A 17,426-nucleotide genomic window follows, 5' to 3' on the forward strand; every position below is an offset into this window, starting at 1 on the left:
CTCATCTTGAGTTAATGTTTGGAACCGAGAATGAAGGCTTTTGTGGCCTGATGAAGTCATTTTTTGGTTGCATAGCCATAGCTACGGAAGCTGAAAATGGCAAAATCAGCACGCAAAATGCGAAATTCGCAGGTAAAAGATTAACTCAAGACGAGTTCTATAGCAATCCTACCCAATTCATTTCCCCCTACCTTATTTGTCACTCATTGTAGGGTTTTTTCAACGTTGTACGATTTCGAGAATATTCTTCTTTTTCCACACAAGAATTCAAGCTATATTGATATGAATTTGGAATTTTTGATGAGGGTCTAATGGCGAAAAAATTTGAAAAATATAACAATACGGGCATTTTAATACTTGGTATTTGTTTCCTAATGAGCATCGCATGCGAAAAAAATTCTTCGGCGAACAAAGATAGCACAGGTATCAAAGAGTTTTCAATCATCTATGATGGAAACAACAATACTTCCGGAATTGCTCCTAAAGATGACCAAACCTATACCATAAATTCCATAGCCAAAATAAAAGGACAGGGCAGTTTATCCAAGGAAGGATTTATTTTCAATGGATGGAATACCACAGAAAATGGTAGTGGTGTTGCATATTCCGAAAATGACACTTGTCATTTGAAAACAGCCAATATTATTCTCTTTGCGCAATGGCTTAACGAAATTTCCTATAATGAGTTCATTCCGAGCAACGTAAGTATCATCGACATTTTAAATGGTACCCCCTCCCATCGGGTCAATGGTATTATGCTACGGTAGATATAGTCAACGGAAGTCTTACCCTCCGGGATGGCATGAGTTCGGATAAATTCCAATTTCAATACAACGGGGAGACCGGTTCCAATTCGGATAATTTAGGATTTCTTAGGGTCAAACAAACGGCTGGTTATCGTACCGCGACCATCAACGGAAAAGCAAGGGCCATGAGTTCAGGGAGTTTAATCGATGCCAATACTTTTGATGCATCGAATATCGCCGAGATTAGTGGCGACTTTTATAATTGGACGGATTTGAACAACGTCTTCATTCCTGCAATGATTACCATCAAAACTAAAGTACATTTCGGTTACCTCAACGTATCCTATGACAATCAGGCCGGGCAATTGACGATTCATGCAACATCCTATAATAGAATTCCTGAAAAGGCTATTCGGGCAGGCGACAAAGGTTGACTTTCTTCACGGTGAAGTATTAAAATCAAAATTTCAGGAAATAAAATAAGTGTCAAAGGAATTTGGGTGTTTACTTTTGCGTGTACACCAAAAGGCTATCCCGATTTTGAGTGACTAAATACAATTCCTTTCCCAAATTACTTTGAACCTTTGTTATGGACTTCGCATCACCCGGTGCCAAGAAACCACTTTTATACATATCTACCGCTTCGAACGAACCTTTGCCATTACCTTTTAACAAAAGTCCGTTAGAGGCATCATAACGGCCAATAAAGGTTTCGTTGCCATAATCATTGCCTATCAATATCACGTCAAGGTTGGTGTCGTTGTCGACATCTGAAATTGCAATATCATTAATAGGGGCGAATTGGGCTTTAAGGGGTAGCTCAGAAACTTTAAAACTTCCATTTCCAAGATTTTCGGCATAAATACTTCTATCGTAATTTCCGGTAAGTTCGGTACTACCCTGAAGTTCTTCTTCATTTAACAGAGTCTCACGCGTAGCCTTTGCGAAATCTTTATACAAATTAAATTTTTCACGAAATAAAGGGCTTTGTTTTGAGAGATCGCCCCAAAAATTGACTGGAACGGATTGGTAAACTCCCTCACTGTTTTTAAGGTAGGCAAACGACACGGGGTCAATACTACCGTTGGCATCGAAATCTTTGGCAAATACGGTAACGGGACGTTCGGCCGAAGGTTGATAAAAATTATTACGGCCCATATTGCCTACAATGAAATCTTGATCACCGTCTTTATCAAAATCGGCGGTGGCGATACTCTCCCACCAACCCAAATAGTCTTCAAGACCCGTATTTGTAATTTTTTGAAATGAGTTCTTGCCATTCTTGAAAATAGTAATGGGCATAAGTTCACCGACCACTACCAAGTCTAAAAGATTATCGTTATCAACATCCGACCAGACTGCATCGGTAACCATTCCCACCTTTCTTAACTCAGGAACTTGTTGCTCGGTAACATCTTCTAGGGTGCCATTATTATTTCTTAACAAGAGGCTATTTTCAGGCATCGGATATTTACCAATCGGTGTTCTACCTCCAACAAACAAATCGGTAAATCCATCCTGATCGTAATCCGCCGCTACCACTACGGAACCACTCGCACTGACCACGGGAATTTTATTTTTAGCTATCGTAAAATTGCCTTTTCCATCATTGATGAGCAGCCAATCTTGATAAAATTCGCTTTCCGCATTATACTCATTACTTCCGGAAACCAGATACAGGTCTAAGTCCCCATCATTTTCAAGATCAAAGAGGGCCATGCTTTCCTCTTCATATTCCATATTCCCTGTATCGCTGAAAAGGGAGCTTGTTTCAAAAGTACCGTCAGATTTTTGATGAAATAACTTAGGGGAATAACCTCTAGAACTTCCAATGATAAAATCCTCTAATCCGTCTCCATTGACATCACCATTGATAACGCAGGGGCCATTCTGGGTCAATTTATGGGGCAGTACCCGTTGTACATTATAGTCGACAACATCCTGTTCAAGATGCTTGTATTTGATCCCCAAAGCTTGGGATACTTCTAGAAAATGCGAAGTTTCATTCTTTGGAACGAAGGGAAACGAGAGTTGTGCAAAGTCCTTTGCCGCGGCATTTTTGTGATCTAAGGAAATAGTGCTATTTGTTTTGACATTGTCAATCTTTTCAAATTTCCCATCGGGCCATAGCACTTCAACCGATTTTACATACTCAAGATTGTCAAGGCCAAAATGTACTGTTTGTGCCACCGATGACATATAGCCTCGTGTCAGATGGTGCTCATAATACTGCATGTCATCATCATAACGAACGGTAATCTTTGTTCCAATACCCAAAGGGTTCTCTGAAGCACCCTTTACATCAATTTTGAGATAATGCCCACCTTCGAGGGACTCATTGGCATGATTCTCAAATAGAAAGGCCTCGTCATTAATGTTATTGACCACATAATCCATATCGCCGTCATTATCAAGATCTACAAAAGCGGCGCCGTTCGAAAAAGATGGAATGTTCAGACCCCAGATTTCTCCTATATCTTCGAAAGTCAAATCTCCCTTGTTTTTATAGGCATAATTCGGGATTTTTATTACCGGTATAGAATCCAACATCTTTGCCGGGCTTAAAAACTGACTCACGGTCAAATTAAAATCCGAAAAATCCATATCCGTGATATCCCTAGGAAAACCATTGGTAATCAAAAGATCTCGGTATCCATCGTTGTCGACATCCACGAAAAGTGGCGACCAACTCCAGTCTGTTTTTGATATACCTGACAGCAAACCGATTTCACTGAAGGGAACGTCTGTGCCATTGCCCAACTGCAACATATTACGCATGTATTGTGGTTGATAGTCCCATCTTTTATTAAGTACATACGAAATATAATTATGACCCATAATGGTCGTCTTCATACGATGATTCGTCTCTCCCAACATATCGAGCGTGATAATATCAAGATAGCCATCATTGTTATAATCGGCTATATCAGAACCCATGGCAAATTTACCTTGATGTTTTATTCGGCCTTCTATATTGTTCGAAAAGGTGCCGTCACCGTTATTGATGTATAATAGGTCGTTGGTCAAATAGTCGTTGGTTACATAAATGTCGGGCCAGCTGTCGTAATTCAAATCTGAAATAACAACACCCAAACCAAAACCCTCTATGGTAATACCAGCTTCTAAAGTAACATCGGTAAAAGAGCCATTACCATTATTTCGATACAGGCGATCATTGCTTACCGCGGAGCCATCGGTCACTTTTTTACGATAATTCGTTGGCAATACATGTACTTGCTCATTGTTGAGTACATACAGATCCAAATCACCATCCTTATCGTAATCAAAAAAAGTGGCGCCCATACTATTACCTTGTTCAGCAATGCCATAGACCTCCGCCATTTCTTTAAAAATGGGGACACCTTCACTATCAATCCCTTGATTCACGAACAACAGATTCTTTCGCTTTTCCAAACTCTTTTCGCGGGCAGAGCACACATAAATATCCAATAGACCGTTATGGTCAATATCCACTACCGTTACCCCTGTATTCCATCGGTCATTTGCTTCAATACCGGCTTTTACCGAGACATCGCCAAAAGTAAAACTACCTTTATTCAAGTATAGTTTATTAGGCACTTGATTACCGGTAAAAAAAACATCGGGTAAACTATCATTATTAAAATCTCCTATGGCTACCCCACCCCCATTGAAAATATATTCTTCGGTAAGTATGTTGGCGCTATCGGTCTCAACGATTCGATTGTTAAAAGTAATACCTGTTTGTTCGCTTGATTGTAAAACAAATAATGTTTCTGCTTTTTTCTCTGAACAGGCCGATACGAAAACCAACAGAAAGCCCAACAAAAGTGTACCATATTTCATTTCGATACGATTATATCTAGATTATTAATTAATCCGCTAATCTACAAATATTAATGCGTTTACTATTCATTTTAACAGCTGGAACATCATTCATTATTACTATTTCAATACTTATTTTTCAAAGAATCATCATAAAAAAAAGCGACCGAGAATAACCCGGTCGCTTTTCAAAACTATAATTTCTATAATACTTAGTAGGCTGGATCCTGAGTCAAGGTAGGAACACCATCTATTGCAGATCTATCGATTGCTTCTAAAGGTATTGGGAAATATTCATGCTTACCAGCGGTAAAACTCTTTCCGGCCATATAGCTTCTGTGCTGTGATTCGCTCGCTATATAAGCATTTAATACCTCAGCAGAAATACCCCATCGCTGTAAGTCGAACAAACGGTGGCCTTCTAAAGCAAACTCCAACCGTGTCTCGAAACGAACGGCCTTTCTTGCCGTAGCCTGATCCGTCCAAGGGGTATTGTATTGCGAAATTTCATAATTAGCAGCAGGCGTACCTTCTAGTACTGTGAAATCATTACGCTCTGCTCCTTGCGTCGCCGCCGACACAAAGCCTTCAGGATTCGATGCTCTTGCGCGGATTAGATTCACTAATTCCCTAGCGCGATCCAAATCACCTAATTCCACTTCTGCTTCGGCCAACCATAAATAAATCATACCTAAGCGCATAATCCTGTAGTTATTGGCCGAAAGGTTTTGCCAACCCCCTTGCGCGAATGCCTCAGGTTCTGCCATATGCTTTTGAGAAAACCATGGACCGGCATAATTCAAATCACGGACAAAATCTGTTTGATAAATTTTAAACCCCTTAAAAAGGATACCAGGTCGACCCACAGAGTGATCGATCCTTGGATCCAAGGTGGTCGTCACTACAGAAGTACCATCTGCATTGGTATCGGGCGAGACATCCGTTGCGTCAAAGGCATCCAACAATGGTAAGCCATCTACGGTCTGATAGGCATTGACCAAGTTTTGAGATGCCTGATAAAACCCACAGCAACCCCATGGGTCGGTATAAGGGTGCGCCAAACCAATACCCCGGTTCGCTACATCACCTGAAGCACTGTTAATCGCATATTGCACTTCAAAGATAGATTCCGAATTGTTACGTGTCGCTACCAAAAAGTTATCTTGAAAATTGGGTACCAATGAAAACGGACCGTTGTTTACAATATCGTCCAGAAGAACCTTAGCCTCGCCCAATTTTCCTAAATCTGCCGTACCATTAGGCCACCCCTGATACATTTTGGCTTTGGCCAAAAAGGCTTTTGCGGCCCAGCTAGTAGGTCTACCCACATCGCTTTGCGTCGTTGGTAAAACCGCTGCAGCCGCTTCAAAATCGGCCTCTATCAATGGCCAAATTTCACGGTCATTGGGCACCTTCGTACTTTCCAAATCGTTCAATACAAAATTGGTCTCATCAATATAGGTCGGCATACGCCACATTTTACGGGCTTCAAAATGGAACAAACCTCTTAAAAAACGTGCCTCTGCAATTATCTGCGCGCGCCTTGCCTCACTAATATCTTCTACTTCGGCCAGTGTATTTATCGTATTATTGGCCGCAGCTACTCCCTTATACAACCCTCGCCACTTATCACGAATGTGACGGTTGAACGACTGAAAGTCATACTGCTCTATAAAAGACTGCTCAGGCTGATCCCCTGCATCGGTACCCTTCAAACCGTCATCTGAAGCGATATTGAACACCCAGCTATGAATGTCGTTATGCCATGTTTGACCTGTAAGACCACCACCGGGCACCATATTGTAGGCCCCGATCAATAGCCCTTCGACACCGTCTGCGGTGGCCACATCACCCTCGCTAAACTGGCCCTGGGGCTGTCTGTCCAAAAACTCATCATTGCAAGCTGTCCCCAACAAGAGAAGCGTACATGAGGTAATAAAAATCCAATTTCTCTTTTTCATGATATATGTAATTAGCATTTTTAAATTATTTTAAAGTTACGTTTAATCCCAGACTGAAGGTACGCGCTACCGGCAATCCTCCACCATCATAACCTAAAGTCTGGTTTCTTCGAGCATCATCGGTATTCGATAATTGTACTTCAGGGTTCAAGCCCGTATATTTAGTAAAGGTAGCTAAATTCTGCGCTTGAAAATAAATCTGGGCATTGGCAATACCACCAACGGATTCTAGTATCTGCTCGCCAAAGGAATACGTCAACTGCACGTTTTTAAGACGAAAGAAACTGGCATCTTCGATAAAATAAGAAGAGGGTCGGCTACTAACAGCATCGTTACGGTCCATAATAGGCGTCGTCGCCCCAGGATTTCTTGCTACCCAAGTGCTCGGATCCGCATTGATATCGGTAGGTTGCCATGCATCAAATAACGCTCTTTGTGACTTGTTGCCTTGAAAGGTATTGAAATCAGCAAAATAACGTGTATAGTTAAATACGTCGTTTCCTTGTGACCCATTACCAAAAATATTGAGAGCCAAATTCTTGTAGCTCAAATCGATATTGATGCCATAGGTAAAATCCGGGTGTGGACTACCGATGATGGTACGGTCATCATCATTGATGACCCCATCATTGTTGATATCCGCTACGCGGAATTTACCAGGCGCATTATAAACGCCGTAAGGAGCCCATGCATCGGCTTCGGCCTGTGACTGAAACAGCCCTAGGTTCTGAAATCCATAGAAAGACGATATAGGAGAGCCTTCTTGTGTTAACGATAGGGCCGGTATCCTTCGGCTTTGACCAAAGATTCGGGTGTCCTCGCCAACCAATTCGTTCACCTCGTTCTTATACTGCGAAATATTACCATTAATGCTATAGCCGAAATCACCTTTCTTGTCGCTATACCCTAAGGATATATCGAAACCTTTATTGGTCATTTTACCCACGTTAAAAGAGGGCTCGTTCGCTTGACCGGCCGTATACGTAACAGGCACCTGAATCAACATGTCATCGGTGACACGGGTGTAGATATCAAATGCGAAATTCAACTTGTTATCCAACATGACCATATCAAGACCGAAGTTACCCTGGGTAGTAGTCTCCCACTTGGCATTCGGGTTACCAAATGACTGAGTAGAAAAACCTATTTGAGGAGCAGCGGTTGAACCATCAATAGGATATCCTCCTGTCGTGATATCAGATCGATATGTTGTGAAGGCATTATAGTCACCAATTTGTTGGTTACCGGTTTGCCCCCATCCATAACGCACCATCAAGTTATTCATCCAATCGACATCCTCCATAAATTTCTCGTCGGAAACCCTCCAACCTACACTGAAAGCGGGGAATACGGCACTACGAGCCGCTTGTTGGAACCTCGAAGAAGAATCATTCCGCAAGGTAAGCTGTAACAAATATCGACCATCATAATCGTAATCAATCCTACCGAACTGCGACCACAATGAATAATCTTGTTGCACAAAACCATAATTTCCAGCGGTCGTTTGATCCCCTTGGCTAATATAACTTAGAATATTGGTCGTTTCAAATTTGAAGCGTTGTCTTGAAGCCCCGAAACGCTCTTCAAAGAGTTGGATAGACTCCACACCTAGATAGGCTTTGAAATTATGTACATCGTTGAACGTCTTGTTATAGCTTAACGTATTCGTCCAAGTCCACTGATATTCGTATTGTTCACGAGCATTGGAACTATTGATAAAATTACCCTCGACATATTCAGGCTGAGGTCGCCCTAAATCGCGTTCCCTTTGCACCCGACCATCGAGACCAAAGCTGGAACGAATATTCAGACCCGGTATAATTTCGTAGTCGGCATAGACATTACCCAACAAACGTAATCGAAAATTTCGGTCATCTTGATCTCTTGAAAGACGCGCAAAGGGGTTAAAGTTGTTCCCTAAATTCGCACCTCGACTACCGGCAAAGTTACCCGCAATATCATAGATGGGCAATAGAGGATGATGCTTATACGAACCTTGCACCGGGCCTTGTTCATCATCATTATTAACAAAACCTTTTCGATTGTCAAAGGAGGCCGTAAAATTCTCTCCGATCGTCAGACGATTGTTGATAGCCTTGAATTCCGTATTTGCACGTAAGGAAACCCTGTTATATTCGAAGAACTTTATGAACGATTCTTGTTCAAAATAGTTCAAACTAAAGGCATACCGAGCACTTTCTGTTGCACCGGAAGCAGAAATGTTATGACTCATAATCGGTGCCGAGCGGGTAATTTCTTCCCACCAATTGGTATCGGCGGCGCGGGTAATTGCATAAATATTACCCTCTTCCAAAGCATAAAGACCTGGATCTGCGGCAGGATCGCCTTCAAAAGCACCACTAGGAAATACAAAATCCGGTAGGATCACATCACTAGGGCCAAAAGTGTATTGACCATGATTTGGTGCTACCCCAGCATAAATATCTGCCAAATATAGGTATCTACCTAAATCTACGGCATTCAATGCCTCTACATCCTTCTCGGCACTTTGAGTTCCATAAAAGGTATTGTAGGTAATGTTCGGTTTCCCTAACTTACCTTTTTTGGTCGTAATAATGATAACCCCGTTCGCCGCACGTGAACCATAGATAGAGGCCGCCGAGGCATCTTTCAATACTTGTAGCGATTCAATATCATTAGGGTTAAAGTTTCCTTGCGATTGCGATGGTACCCCGTCTATAATGTAGAGCGGGTCGTTATTACCCAAGGTACCGAAACCACGAATACGTACTGTGGCCTCACCACCGGGTCTCGCATCGTTCACAATGTTCACACCGGCTGCCCTACCCTGTAATTGTTGGGAAAAGGTAGTTGCGGGTATCGCCAATAATTCTTCAGTATCGACTACCGTAACAGAACCGGTCAAATCCTTTTTGGCCTGACTACCATATCCCGTTACAACAACCTCGTCCAATTTACTGGCATCTTCGATCATCGTTACATCGATAGTGGTCTGCCCATCGACCGCAATCTCTTGGGTGCTGAATCCGATATAACTAAAGACCAAAGTGGCATCCGAATCGACCTCTATGGTATAGTTACCATCGAAATCTGTCTGGGTACCATTCGTTGTTCCTTTAACTAGGATAGTTGCCCCCGGCAAGGGACCCGTCTCGTCACTGACCGTACCGGACACCGACTGAGCATTTGCAAATGCGAAACAAAAAAGAGTTCCGACAAGCAACATACTTTTCAAAAGCGTAATCTTCATAGATAGTTGATTTTTAAGTTAGTTAATTTTGATTTAAATAAATGATTGATAATTACTATTAAATTTTTGAGTTTGAAAATCATGAATTCTATCCTTAACTCATGAATTTTCACTTAGGGATTTGCCAAATTTAAGCATGGCAAGCCTCTTAATATAAAGTTAAAGGTAAAAATAAATTTCAATCATACAAGGTCATACGTCTCATGATTAGGGTTCCTTAGAACCAGACATTGTGATAGTCCGATGTTTTTTCGTACAAAATAAAAATATAAAATGTTGAGATACAGATTATTAAAAACAAGAGGCGAAAAAAATTCATCTCAAAAATTAACCTTGATTTAATTCATAATAGTCTAATTCGAGTACCAGAAATAACATATTTACCGCATTTCATGACAATTTTACGAAAACGATGTATTATATTCTTCTTGAATTCCTTTTAGAAAATACCGATAAACAAATAACAAACCCAACCTGAGAACCCGGCCGAAACCTTTTTGAAAATTATTGATATATGGTCGATTATTGCTTGAAGCGATTATAAACTAATCGACTTAGGACTTATATAATACTAAGTATTTTGAACCTTAGAAGTCCCCTCCTCTAGAGAAGCTGAAGAAGAAGGAAGTTTCATTCATAAATGTCTATCAGATGTGTTCTAATATAGACAGGTTCCGCCAAACTATCTGTGTTGAGTTGCACCTGCATGGTAGATGATGGTGACAAAGGCATATGGCACGCGATACAATCGTTGTTCATACCTGTGGTCATTGTTGTATTTTCATTTGTGCAACCTTTGGTAATCGACGCATGGCATTCCATACATATTTTATTGAAAGATGCCATATCACCTCTCTGGTTCTTATGAGGATTATGACAGGTGGTACAGTCCATATCCGGTGACTTGATAAAGCATTGGCTGCTTGTTAAGAGGCCATACTGATTACCGTGCACATCAAGTTTCTCTTTGGGTCGGCCCGAGTTATAGTTCTTTGAATATTCATCGAGATGCTCCCCGGGCAGAAAGTCAAAGGGATTTCCCTTGATTTGACGATTTCGAAGTCCGGAATGGCACTGGGCACATATATCCAATCGCTGTTGCCTAGAAAGGCTATCAATTTTTATGATATGTTCTGGGGTTTCAACGGAAGGATTACCTCTTTGATATAACACATGTTTTTCTAAAGGGCCATGACATCTTTCACAATCAATACCCAAAAACAATTGATCTTTAACAAATTGATTACTATTTCCAACGGGGTCATGGTTCTTGGCAAAGGTAACATGACACTTTAGACAGGCATCGGTAATGGGCCTTTTAAAACTGGTCACCGGAAAACCGGGAGCGTTGACCCAATTATCGATCGGTGTGTAGTAGGATGCCTGCAACTGAAATAACCGGTCGTCTTCCCAACTGAGATAAGATTGCCCTTTTACGCCAGAGCCGATAACAACGTCCAGCTTTGAAGTAACTTCCTTGGCTTGGCCGTGCGTACCATATTTAAAATCGGATTTTTGGAAGAACGCCCCATCTTCGGAATGTAGTGTGAGTCTGGCATCCTGGAGTTCAATCGTGTTCGAGTCCGTATCAAAACTACCCTTGATACTTTCAGAACTTGCAACTGCCGAGGTATTATAATGTGCCGTACCTATATGGGTCTCATAAATATCGGCGTGACATTCCATACAAGTCTCGGACCCTACATAATTTCCTCCAGTAGCATGAGTTGCCAAAACCTTTGGTGTAAAATAGTCCGATTCGGTTGTCCGGTTTTTACAATGCCACACAAAAGACGCCACTGTTATTCCAACTAGAAAAAGAATGATGTTGCGGATGCCCTTTTTTTTCAAAATCAAGGAGTCTTGCTTTAGATGGATTCAAAGTTAGGTTTTAAATAGTTTCTGTTCAAAGATTGGGCAATTAGTATTCTACTAATCTTTCTATTCTATCACTTTTTAAAAAATTTATTTTTCAAAACCAATGAATTTAAATTTTATATCTTTAATAAAAACTTAAACTTCTTTATGCGACTTTCATTAAAATTTGTTGTCTTTTTACTATGCTCATATTCTCTTTTAGGTCAAAAGACCGAATCAAAAATCACTTGGGTCAAAGGCACGGTATTGAATGCAAATCAGGAACCCATAAAAAAGGCGGTTATTTATTTGGATTCAATGAAAACCAAAATCAAAACCGACAAAAAAGGGCAATTTAAAATTGGTTTGAAGCCTGGTGAGGAGCTCGTATCTGCCTATTCATGGAAGTATGGGGTCCAAACGGTTGCCTACAATGGCAATGAAGAAATCTCAATTGTTTTTCCCGCAAACGGAGACGTTATGTCTGAAGAGAAACTAGCAGATATGGGTTTTAAGACAAAGAAAAAAATCAGAAAAAAAAGGAACCCAAAGACTACAGCAAATACTTGGATATGTATCAGTTAATTGGGGCCGAAGTGCCAGGAGCACAAGTTAGTGGTACGACCATTCGTTTGCGCGGAAATGCTATAAACTCTGTGAACTCTGGCCAAGAACCACTTTTGATTGTCGATGGCACTGTGGTGGGTTCGTTGGAATATATTCTTCCTAGGGAAGTTGCCTCTGTACGGGTTATTCGTGATGAAAACGCTTCGATCTATGGCGCTCGTGGCGCTAATGGCGTAATTGTAATAAAAATGAAAAACTAAAGGGTCAGTAGTACGAATTTTCCTTTGAAACAGGCTTTGTTTTATCATTTGCCAGAAGATAATGTTCTCAATAAGATGGTTGAAAACAACTAAATCCGATCACAAAAGTGATCGGATTTAATTTGTAGGGATAGTAGCATATCATATACCGCTGCAAGTAAGTGATTTCGGTATTTAGGTTTTCCTATGCAAATCAAATTCCCATAAGGTTACTTGGCAAAAAAAGTTATTGTCCTATATATTTGTAAAAGTTCTTATTGCTCGCACAAAGGCACCCGAATTATTCTTAACCTGAGAGGCAACACCTCCATTGTTTACCATAATTCTAGCTTGATCCGTATTTACCTCGGTAGAACTCCAGTAATAAAAAAATATAATCTCTGTTCCTCCATTTGCTAGAGATGTATTGTTAACGGTTGCCAAATTGAGGTAAATTTCAGATAGTTCGAACAATGAAGGTAAATACCAATCAGAATAACCAGCTGAAGTTGAATTATCACATAAAGCTGCTGCATATACGCCAGCTCCATGGTTATTTATAATTGCTGTTGTATTTGCCTGTCCTGTACCTATGTTTTGCCCGGTAGCTCCAGTATTGGTATTTGTACCAATACTCCAGCCTATTCCTTGATTAGGGGTGGGATTGACTTGGTCGACAATGTCACAAACTAATCCGCCACCATTTCCATCAAGCCAAAAAATTACACCTCCGTAGTTAAAATCTCCAATCTCATCTATGTTATTTACGTCAATTATCACCGTTGCCGGATTTATAGCTCCATCTGCTGTAATCGTCGCAGTAATTGTTGCATTTGTTTCAAAGTCGAACAAAGCGGCATCCGCAACACTTAGCTCACCTGAATTTGCATCTATATTTAAAGCACCTGCCGGAGATTGAGAGGTTATATTGAAGTTTACGCCTACTCCTTCACTGGTTTGTACGGTTCCTACAATTTGCCCGTTGGTAGGATTTTCATCAATGGATTCCACCGCATCTTGTAGCGTTACCTCATTTAAGTTAGTGAGGTTAATTGTAGCTGTGGCTGGGCTTTCTGCATCATCAACCGAAATCGTTGCAATGATAATGGGATTGGTTTCATAGTCGAATAACGTCGCATCAGCTACAGTCAACTCTCCTGTGCTTTCATCTATACTTATTGCTCCCGCTGGTGTTTGAGTTTCGATACTAAAACTTAAAGGTCCGTTTCCATCCACTTGTACCGTCCCCAAATTTTGTCCATTCATTGGGTTTTCATCGATTGCGACAGTTAAGTCTTGAACCCCTATTTCATTGAGGTCATTAAGGTTTATGGTAACCGTTCCTGAATTTTCGGCACCGGCAACGGCAATAATTGCGGTAAGAACAGGATTTACTTCATGGTCGAACAAAGTCACATCCGCAACGGTTAATTCTCCTGTAATTGAATTTATGCTTAAAGCTCCTGTTGGTGTTTGAGATGCTATACTGAAACTTAAGACGCCGCCACCTTCAGTTTCTACCATACCAATAGTTTGGCCATTGGTTGGGTTTTCATCAATAGTGACATTTAAATTCTGGACACTTATTTCATCATTTACGATTACTTCATTAATAGACCCTTCATCATCGTTATTACAACCAAAAGTTGTGAGTACTAAGGTAAGTGTCAATACGTAGGTTACTTTCAATGTTTTTTTCATGGTATTTAATTTTATTAATTTTAGATATGTAGGTTCGTGTTTATTTTAATAATTCGTTTTTATTGGTTCACCGTTTAAAGCATTGGAGAACCTAAAGGTCGTGCCGCCATGTTCTGGTTTTAGATTTATTGATTATTCTGTTTTAACCACGACGCCATTTTTTTTGGAAACACAATAGAATCGATAACGAGTGTTGGATTGTCTCTATTTTTTCCATCCTTAGAACGCCAGATTGTGCGGCTCTAGTGCAGTTGGAAACGGCCGATTTATTTGTGGAACTTTACAGCGCATAAGCGCAAAACTTCACGCCATATACGCATTGAGGGAATTGGAAGAAATTGCTTTTTAATTAGATAAAAACAGCATTTAATCACTGTTCTTATTCAGAAAGGCGGAAACAAAGTGTTCTTTTTTACGAGAAGAAACAGGAATCTTTTTCCCATCTTTTAAATGAATCATCCCAGATTTATCATACTTGTCTATAAACTTCATATTGACCATAAATGACTGGTGCGGACGAATGAAATTGGCCAAGACCAAACGTTCTTCAAATTCCTTTAGGGTTTTAGACACGAGATGATTTTTACCATCACTACAATAAAAAGTCGTATACCCTTTATCAGATTCACAATATAATAATCCGTTTAAATCGATGACTTGAAAGCTATCATGAAGGGATAATATCAATGTGGCGTCGTCGTTCTTCCATGCTGCTCTTGCTGTTCTAATGTTTTGCTTTTGCTCGGTAACGGTCAAATTGGAAATCTTTTGAAGTGCCAATTTAAGCTCTTCTACATCCACAGGTTTCATCAGATAATCCACAGCACCCGCTTTTAGGGCTTTTAGGGCATATTCTTCATAAGCCGTAATAAATATAACTTTGAAAGTAAGGTTTTCGGTCTGTTCCAAAAATCAAAACCGGTACCATCGGTTAAATTAATATCCAAAAAAACCAAATCGGGTTTGCAGGCTTTAGCCACAATTAGCGCCTCTTTAACTGACTCACATTCACCCACCACGGTTATCGCTACATCTATCAACTCCAATAAACGCAACAAACCTTTTCTTATCGGTTCTTTATCCTCTACCAGTAATACTTTCATTTTATGGAATCGATTTTATACGGAATTACCAAAGTAACCAAGGTTCCCTGCTCACCAAATGATGCCCTATCCGCAACACTGACGGAACTTTGTACTCTAAATTCTTTGGAGAGCATTTTCAAACGTTCCGAGGTTATGGCGGTAGCCAAAGAGTTCTTGTTCTTTTTTGTTTTCAATTTCCTCTTGTTGATACCTATTCCGTTATCAGTTATATTACAGATGATTTTTTTGTCTTCGAACGATATTTGTACCCTAATTTCCTTATCCTCTTTTTTAGAGGTAAACGCGTGTTCAATGGCATTTTCAACAAATGGTTGAATAAGCATTGGCGGAATTTTAAAAATAGTTCTATCTATGGTGGGATTTATTTCCAAATGATATGTAACTGGGGGGTTTACAGCAAGGTTTTGAAGCTCTATATAATTGTCGATGGCCGAAAGTTCTTCAGATAACGAAACCAAAACTTGTCTTGAGTTCTCCAAGGAAGTTCGAAGTAATTTCGAAAATTTGGATAAGTATAGAACTGATTTATTCCCTTCATTATTCAAGATCATTCCTTGCAATACCGATAGTGAATTGAAAATAAAATGCGGGGTCATTTGCGAGCGTAACAGCTTTTGCTCAATCGATATATTCTGATTCTTCTCTTTTATATTTCTCAATTTTAAAAAGAAGATTATTCCTCCTAGAATTATGGCTGTTAAAAGAAAAGCAATTATGGTTAAGAATATATTACGTTGTGACTTCTCTAAATTGGTATTGATGGAACTTACCTCTTTAGTTAGCTTTAACTCCCTGATACTGGCAGAATCCAATGCCTGTTTATATTTGTATTCATATTCTAACTGTGTAATTTTCTCTATATTTTCTTTGTTGAAAAGGCTGTCGTTCAGTATTTTGAATTGTTGGTGACTTGTAAGTGCCCTTTTGTAATCTCCTTTGTTTTTATAAATGTCCGAAAGCAATTCGAACACCTCTGTTTGATAGTTTAAAAGTTGGAGTTTACCGGAGAGTTCTTTACTCTTTAAAGCATTCGTTAGGGCTTTATCGTACTCTTCTTTATTTGTATATATTTTTGCAACCCCTAAATAAGAATTACACAAAGCACGAGGGTTATCAGCTTCCAAGTTTATCTTCTTTGCTTTTTCAAAATATTCGAATGCAACTGCATCATCTTTTAGTTGTAAATGAACATCTCCAATATTATTTAAAATAGTGCCTATGTAAATTTTATTCTTGATTTCTTTACTTATTTCTAGTGCTTCTTCAAGAAAATCAAGGGCTATTTTATAGTTTTCTTTTCTCTTATGAACATTACCCAAGTTATTTAGAGTTTCTGTCGTACTTTTTTTGTCATCATTCTTTTTATGAATTTTTAAAGCCCGCTCATAAGACGCTATTGCTTTATCATAGTTCTGTAAATTTTTATAAATAATACCTAAATTATTTAGTGATTTTGATATCCCTAAAGTATCTCCAAATTTTTCATCAATGGCCAAACTTTGGTTGTAATACTCCAAAGCAAGTGGATAATTTCCTTGATCACTATAAATTGTTCCCATGTTGTTAAAGCTGCTTGACATTGTTTTTTCATCACCCGACTCTTTACTGATTTTCAGCGCTTTTCGGTGGTATTTAAGTGCTTCCTCGTAATTACCCAGATTTGAATAAGCCTTTCCTATATTATTCGAATTAATTGCAATGTTTTTCTTATCATCTATCTCTTCATTAATTCTTATTGATTTTTCATAATACTCTATTGCCAGCCTCTGATCTCCTTTATCATAAAAGAGTATGCCTATTGCATTGTAGCATTCAACGATACCAATTTTAAAATTTATCGTATTGTACAATCGCAGTGCTTCGTTAAAATACTGAAAGCCCTTATCGAAATTTGATTGAGCCGCTTGAGTTACACCTTTTACATATAAACTTTTAGCTCTTCCTTTTGTAAAATTTAGCTTATTTGCCAGTGCCTCAGATTCTTCTAAATAGGTTTGCGTTTTAAGACTATCTTTTTGATAATAGGCGTAGGCCAAATCGTTTAGAATATTTACCCGAATCGTATCTTTTTTTGTATAAAGTGATAGTTCATCTTTCAAACTATCTATAACAGTATTTTGCGATTGCATGCCTATCGTAAAAAATAGTAAACATACAATAGATAAGATGGTTTTATCCTTGAAATTCATAAAGCGAAGTTGCTATTTATAATC

General features: G+C 39.4%; 12 protein-coding genes. 4 read left to right on the forward strand and 8 right to left on the reverse strand.

Features of this window, described 5'->3' with window-relative positions; translation table 11 throughout:
• Nucleotides 1–311: 311 nt before the first annotated feature.
• Nucleotides 312–767, forward strand: a complete 456-nt coding sequence (locus tag N8A86_RS01520) for an InlB B-repeat-containing protein (protein ID WP_273567464.1) — start codon at nt 312–314, stop codon at nt 765–767.
• 35 nt (nt 768–802) lie between these two features.
• The gene (locus tag N8A86_RS01525; protein ID WP_273567465.1) at nt 803–1,180 is read left to right on the forward strand and encodes a hypothetical protein; all 378 of its coding nucleotides are present in this window, start codon (nt 803–805) and stop codon (nt 1,178–1,180) included.
• A 70-nt stretch (nt 1,181–1,250) separates the two neighbouring features.
• On the opposite strand, the gene N8A86_RS01530 is transcribed toward N8A86_RS01525, so the two are convergent.
• The 4 genes from N8A86_RS01530 to N8A86_RS01545 form a co-directional block, all read right to left on the reverse strand.
• Nucleotides 1,251–4,571 (reverse strand): VCBS repeat-containing protein, encoded by a 3,321-nt coding sequence (locus N8A86_RS01530; protein WP_273567466.1) that lies wholly within the window; start codon nt 4,569–4,571, stop codon nt 1,251–1,253.
• A 191-nt stretch (nt 4,572–4,762) separates the two neighbouring features.
• Nucleotides 4,763–6,511, reverse strand: coding sequence for a RagB/SusD family nutrient uptake outer membrane protein (locus tag N8A86_RS01535; protein WP_273567467.1), 1,749 nt, complete (start codon nt 6,509–6,511; stop codon nt 4,763–4,765).
• Between the two features lie 25 nt (nt 6,512–6,536).
• Entirely contained in the window at nt 6,537–9,743 is a 3,207-nt protein-coding gene (locus tag N8A86_RS01540) for a SusC/RagA family TonB-linked outer membrane protein (protein ID WP_273567468.1), read from the reverse strand.
• A gap of 630 nt (nt 9,744–10,373) precedes the next feature.
• Nucleotides 10,374–11,594 carry a cytochrome c3 family protein gene (locus N8A86_RS01545; protein ID WP_273567469.1) on the reverse strand — a complete coding sequence of 407 codons (1,221 nt, stop codon included), beginning with the start codon at nt 11,592–11,594 and terminating at the stop codon, nt 10,374–10,376.
• Nucleotides 11,595–11,768: 174 nt separating this feature from the next.
• Between N8A86_RS01545 and N8A86_RS01550 the strand changes: the two genes are divergently transcribed.
• Nucleotides 11,769–12,185: a hypothetical protein gene (locus N8A86_RS01550; protein ID WP_273567470.1), complete on the forward strand. Its 417-nt coding sequence runs from the start codon at nt 11,769–11,771 to the stop codon at nt 12,183–12,185.
• On the forward strand, nt 12,173–12,427 hold the full coding sequence (locus N8A86_RS01555) for a TonB-dependent receptor plug domain-containing protein (RefSeq protein ID WP_273567471.1): 255 nt from the start codon (nt 12,173–12,175) through the stop codon (nt 12,425–12,427). Before N8A86_RS01550 ends, N8A86_RS01555 begins: the two co-directional genes overlap by 13 nt.
• Before the next feature lie 234 nt (nt 12,428–12,661).
• On the opposite strand, the gene N8A86_RS01560 is transcribed toward N8A86_RS01555, so the two are convergent.
• From N8A86_RS01560 to N8A86_RS01575, 4 genes are all read right to left on the reverse strand, one after another.
• Entirely contained in the window at nt 12,662–14,107 is a 1,446-nt protein-coding gene (locus tag N8A86_RS01560; protein WP_273567472.1) for a hypothetical protein, read from the reverse strand.
• Nucleotides 14,108–14,473: 366 nt separating this feature from the next.
• On the reverse strand, nt 14,474–15,016 hold the full coding sequence (locus N8A86_RS01565; protein ID WP_273567473.1) for a LytR/AlgR family response regulator transcription factor: 543 nt from the start codon (nt 15,014–15,016) through the stop codon (nt 14,474–14,476).
• Nucleotides 14,950–15,210, reverse strand: coding sequence for a LytR/AlgR family response regulator transcription factor (locus N8A86_RS01570; RefSeq protein ID WP_273567474.1), 261 nt, complete (start codon nt 15,208–15,210; stop codon nt 14,950–14,952). The genes N8A86_RS01565 and N8A86_RS01570 overlap by 67 nt, the downstream gene beginning before the upstream one ends.
• Nucleotides 15,207–17,402 (reverse strand): tetratricopeptide repeat protein, encoded by a 2,196-nt coding sequence (locus N8A86_RS01575; protein WP_273567475.1) that lies wholly within the window; start codon nt 17,400–17,402, stop codon nt 15,207–15,209. The genes N8A86_RS01570 and N8A86_RS01575 overlap by 4 nt, the downstream gene beginning before the upstream one ends.
• Nucleotides 17,403–17,426 lie beyond the last annotated feature (24 nt).

The organism is Maribacter halichondriae (assembly GCF_027474825.1).
GTDB classification, from domain to species: Bacteria; Bacteroidota; Bacteroidia; order Flavobacteriales; family Flavobacteriaceae; genus Meishania; species Meishania halichondriae.

Excerpts from the sequence above, each read along its gene's own strand:
- N8A86_RS01525 (WP_273567465.1), top strand. The coding sequence starts at position 803 with ATGAGTTCGGATAAATTCCAATTTCAATACAACGGGGAGACCGGTTCC.
- N8A86_RS01550 (WP_273567470.1), top strand. The coding sequence starts at position 11,769 with ATGCGACTTTCATTAAAATTTGTTGTCTTTTTACTATGCTCATATTCT.
- N8A86_RS01560 (WP_273567472.1), bottom strand. The coding sequence starts at position 14,107 with ATGAAAAAAACATTGAAAGTAACCTACGTATTGACACTTACCTTAGTA.
- N8A86_RS01540 (WP_273567468.1), bottom strand. The coding sequence starts at position 9,743 with ATGAAGATTACGCTTTTGAAAAGTATGTTGCTTGTCGGAACTCTTTTT.
- N8A86_RS01530 (WP_273567466.1), bottom strand. The coding sequence starts at position 4,571 with ATGAAATATGGTACACTTTTGTTGGGCTTTCTGTTGGTTTTCGTATCG.
- N8A86_RS01570 (WP_273567474.1), bottom strand. The coding sequence starts at position 15,210 with ATGAAAGTATTACTGGTAGAGGATAAAGAACCGATAAGAAAAGGTTTG.
- N8A86_RS01535 (WP_273567467.1), bottom strand. The coding sequence starts at position 6,511 with ATGAAAAAGAGAAATTGGATTTTTATTACCTCATGTACGCTTCTCTTG.
- N8A86_RS01575 (WP_273567475.1), bottom strand. The coding sequence starts at position 17,402 with ATGAATTTCAAGGATAAAACCATCTTATCTATTGTATGTTTACTATTT.
- N8A86_RS01555 (WP_273567471.1), top strand. The coding sequence starts at position 12,173 with ATGTATCAGTTAATTGGGGCCGAAGTGCCAGGAGCACAAGTTAGTGGT.
- N8A86_RS01520 (WP_273567464.1), top strand. The coding sequence starts at position 312 with ATGGCGAAAAAATTTGAAAAATATAACAATACGGGCATTTTAATACTT.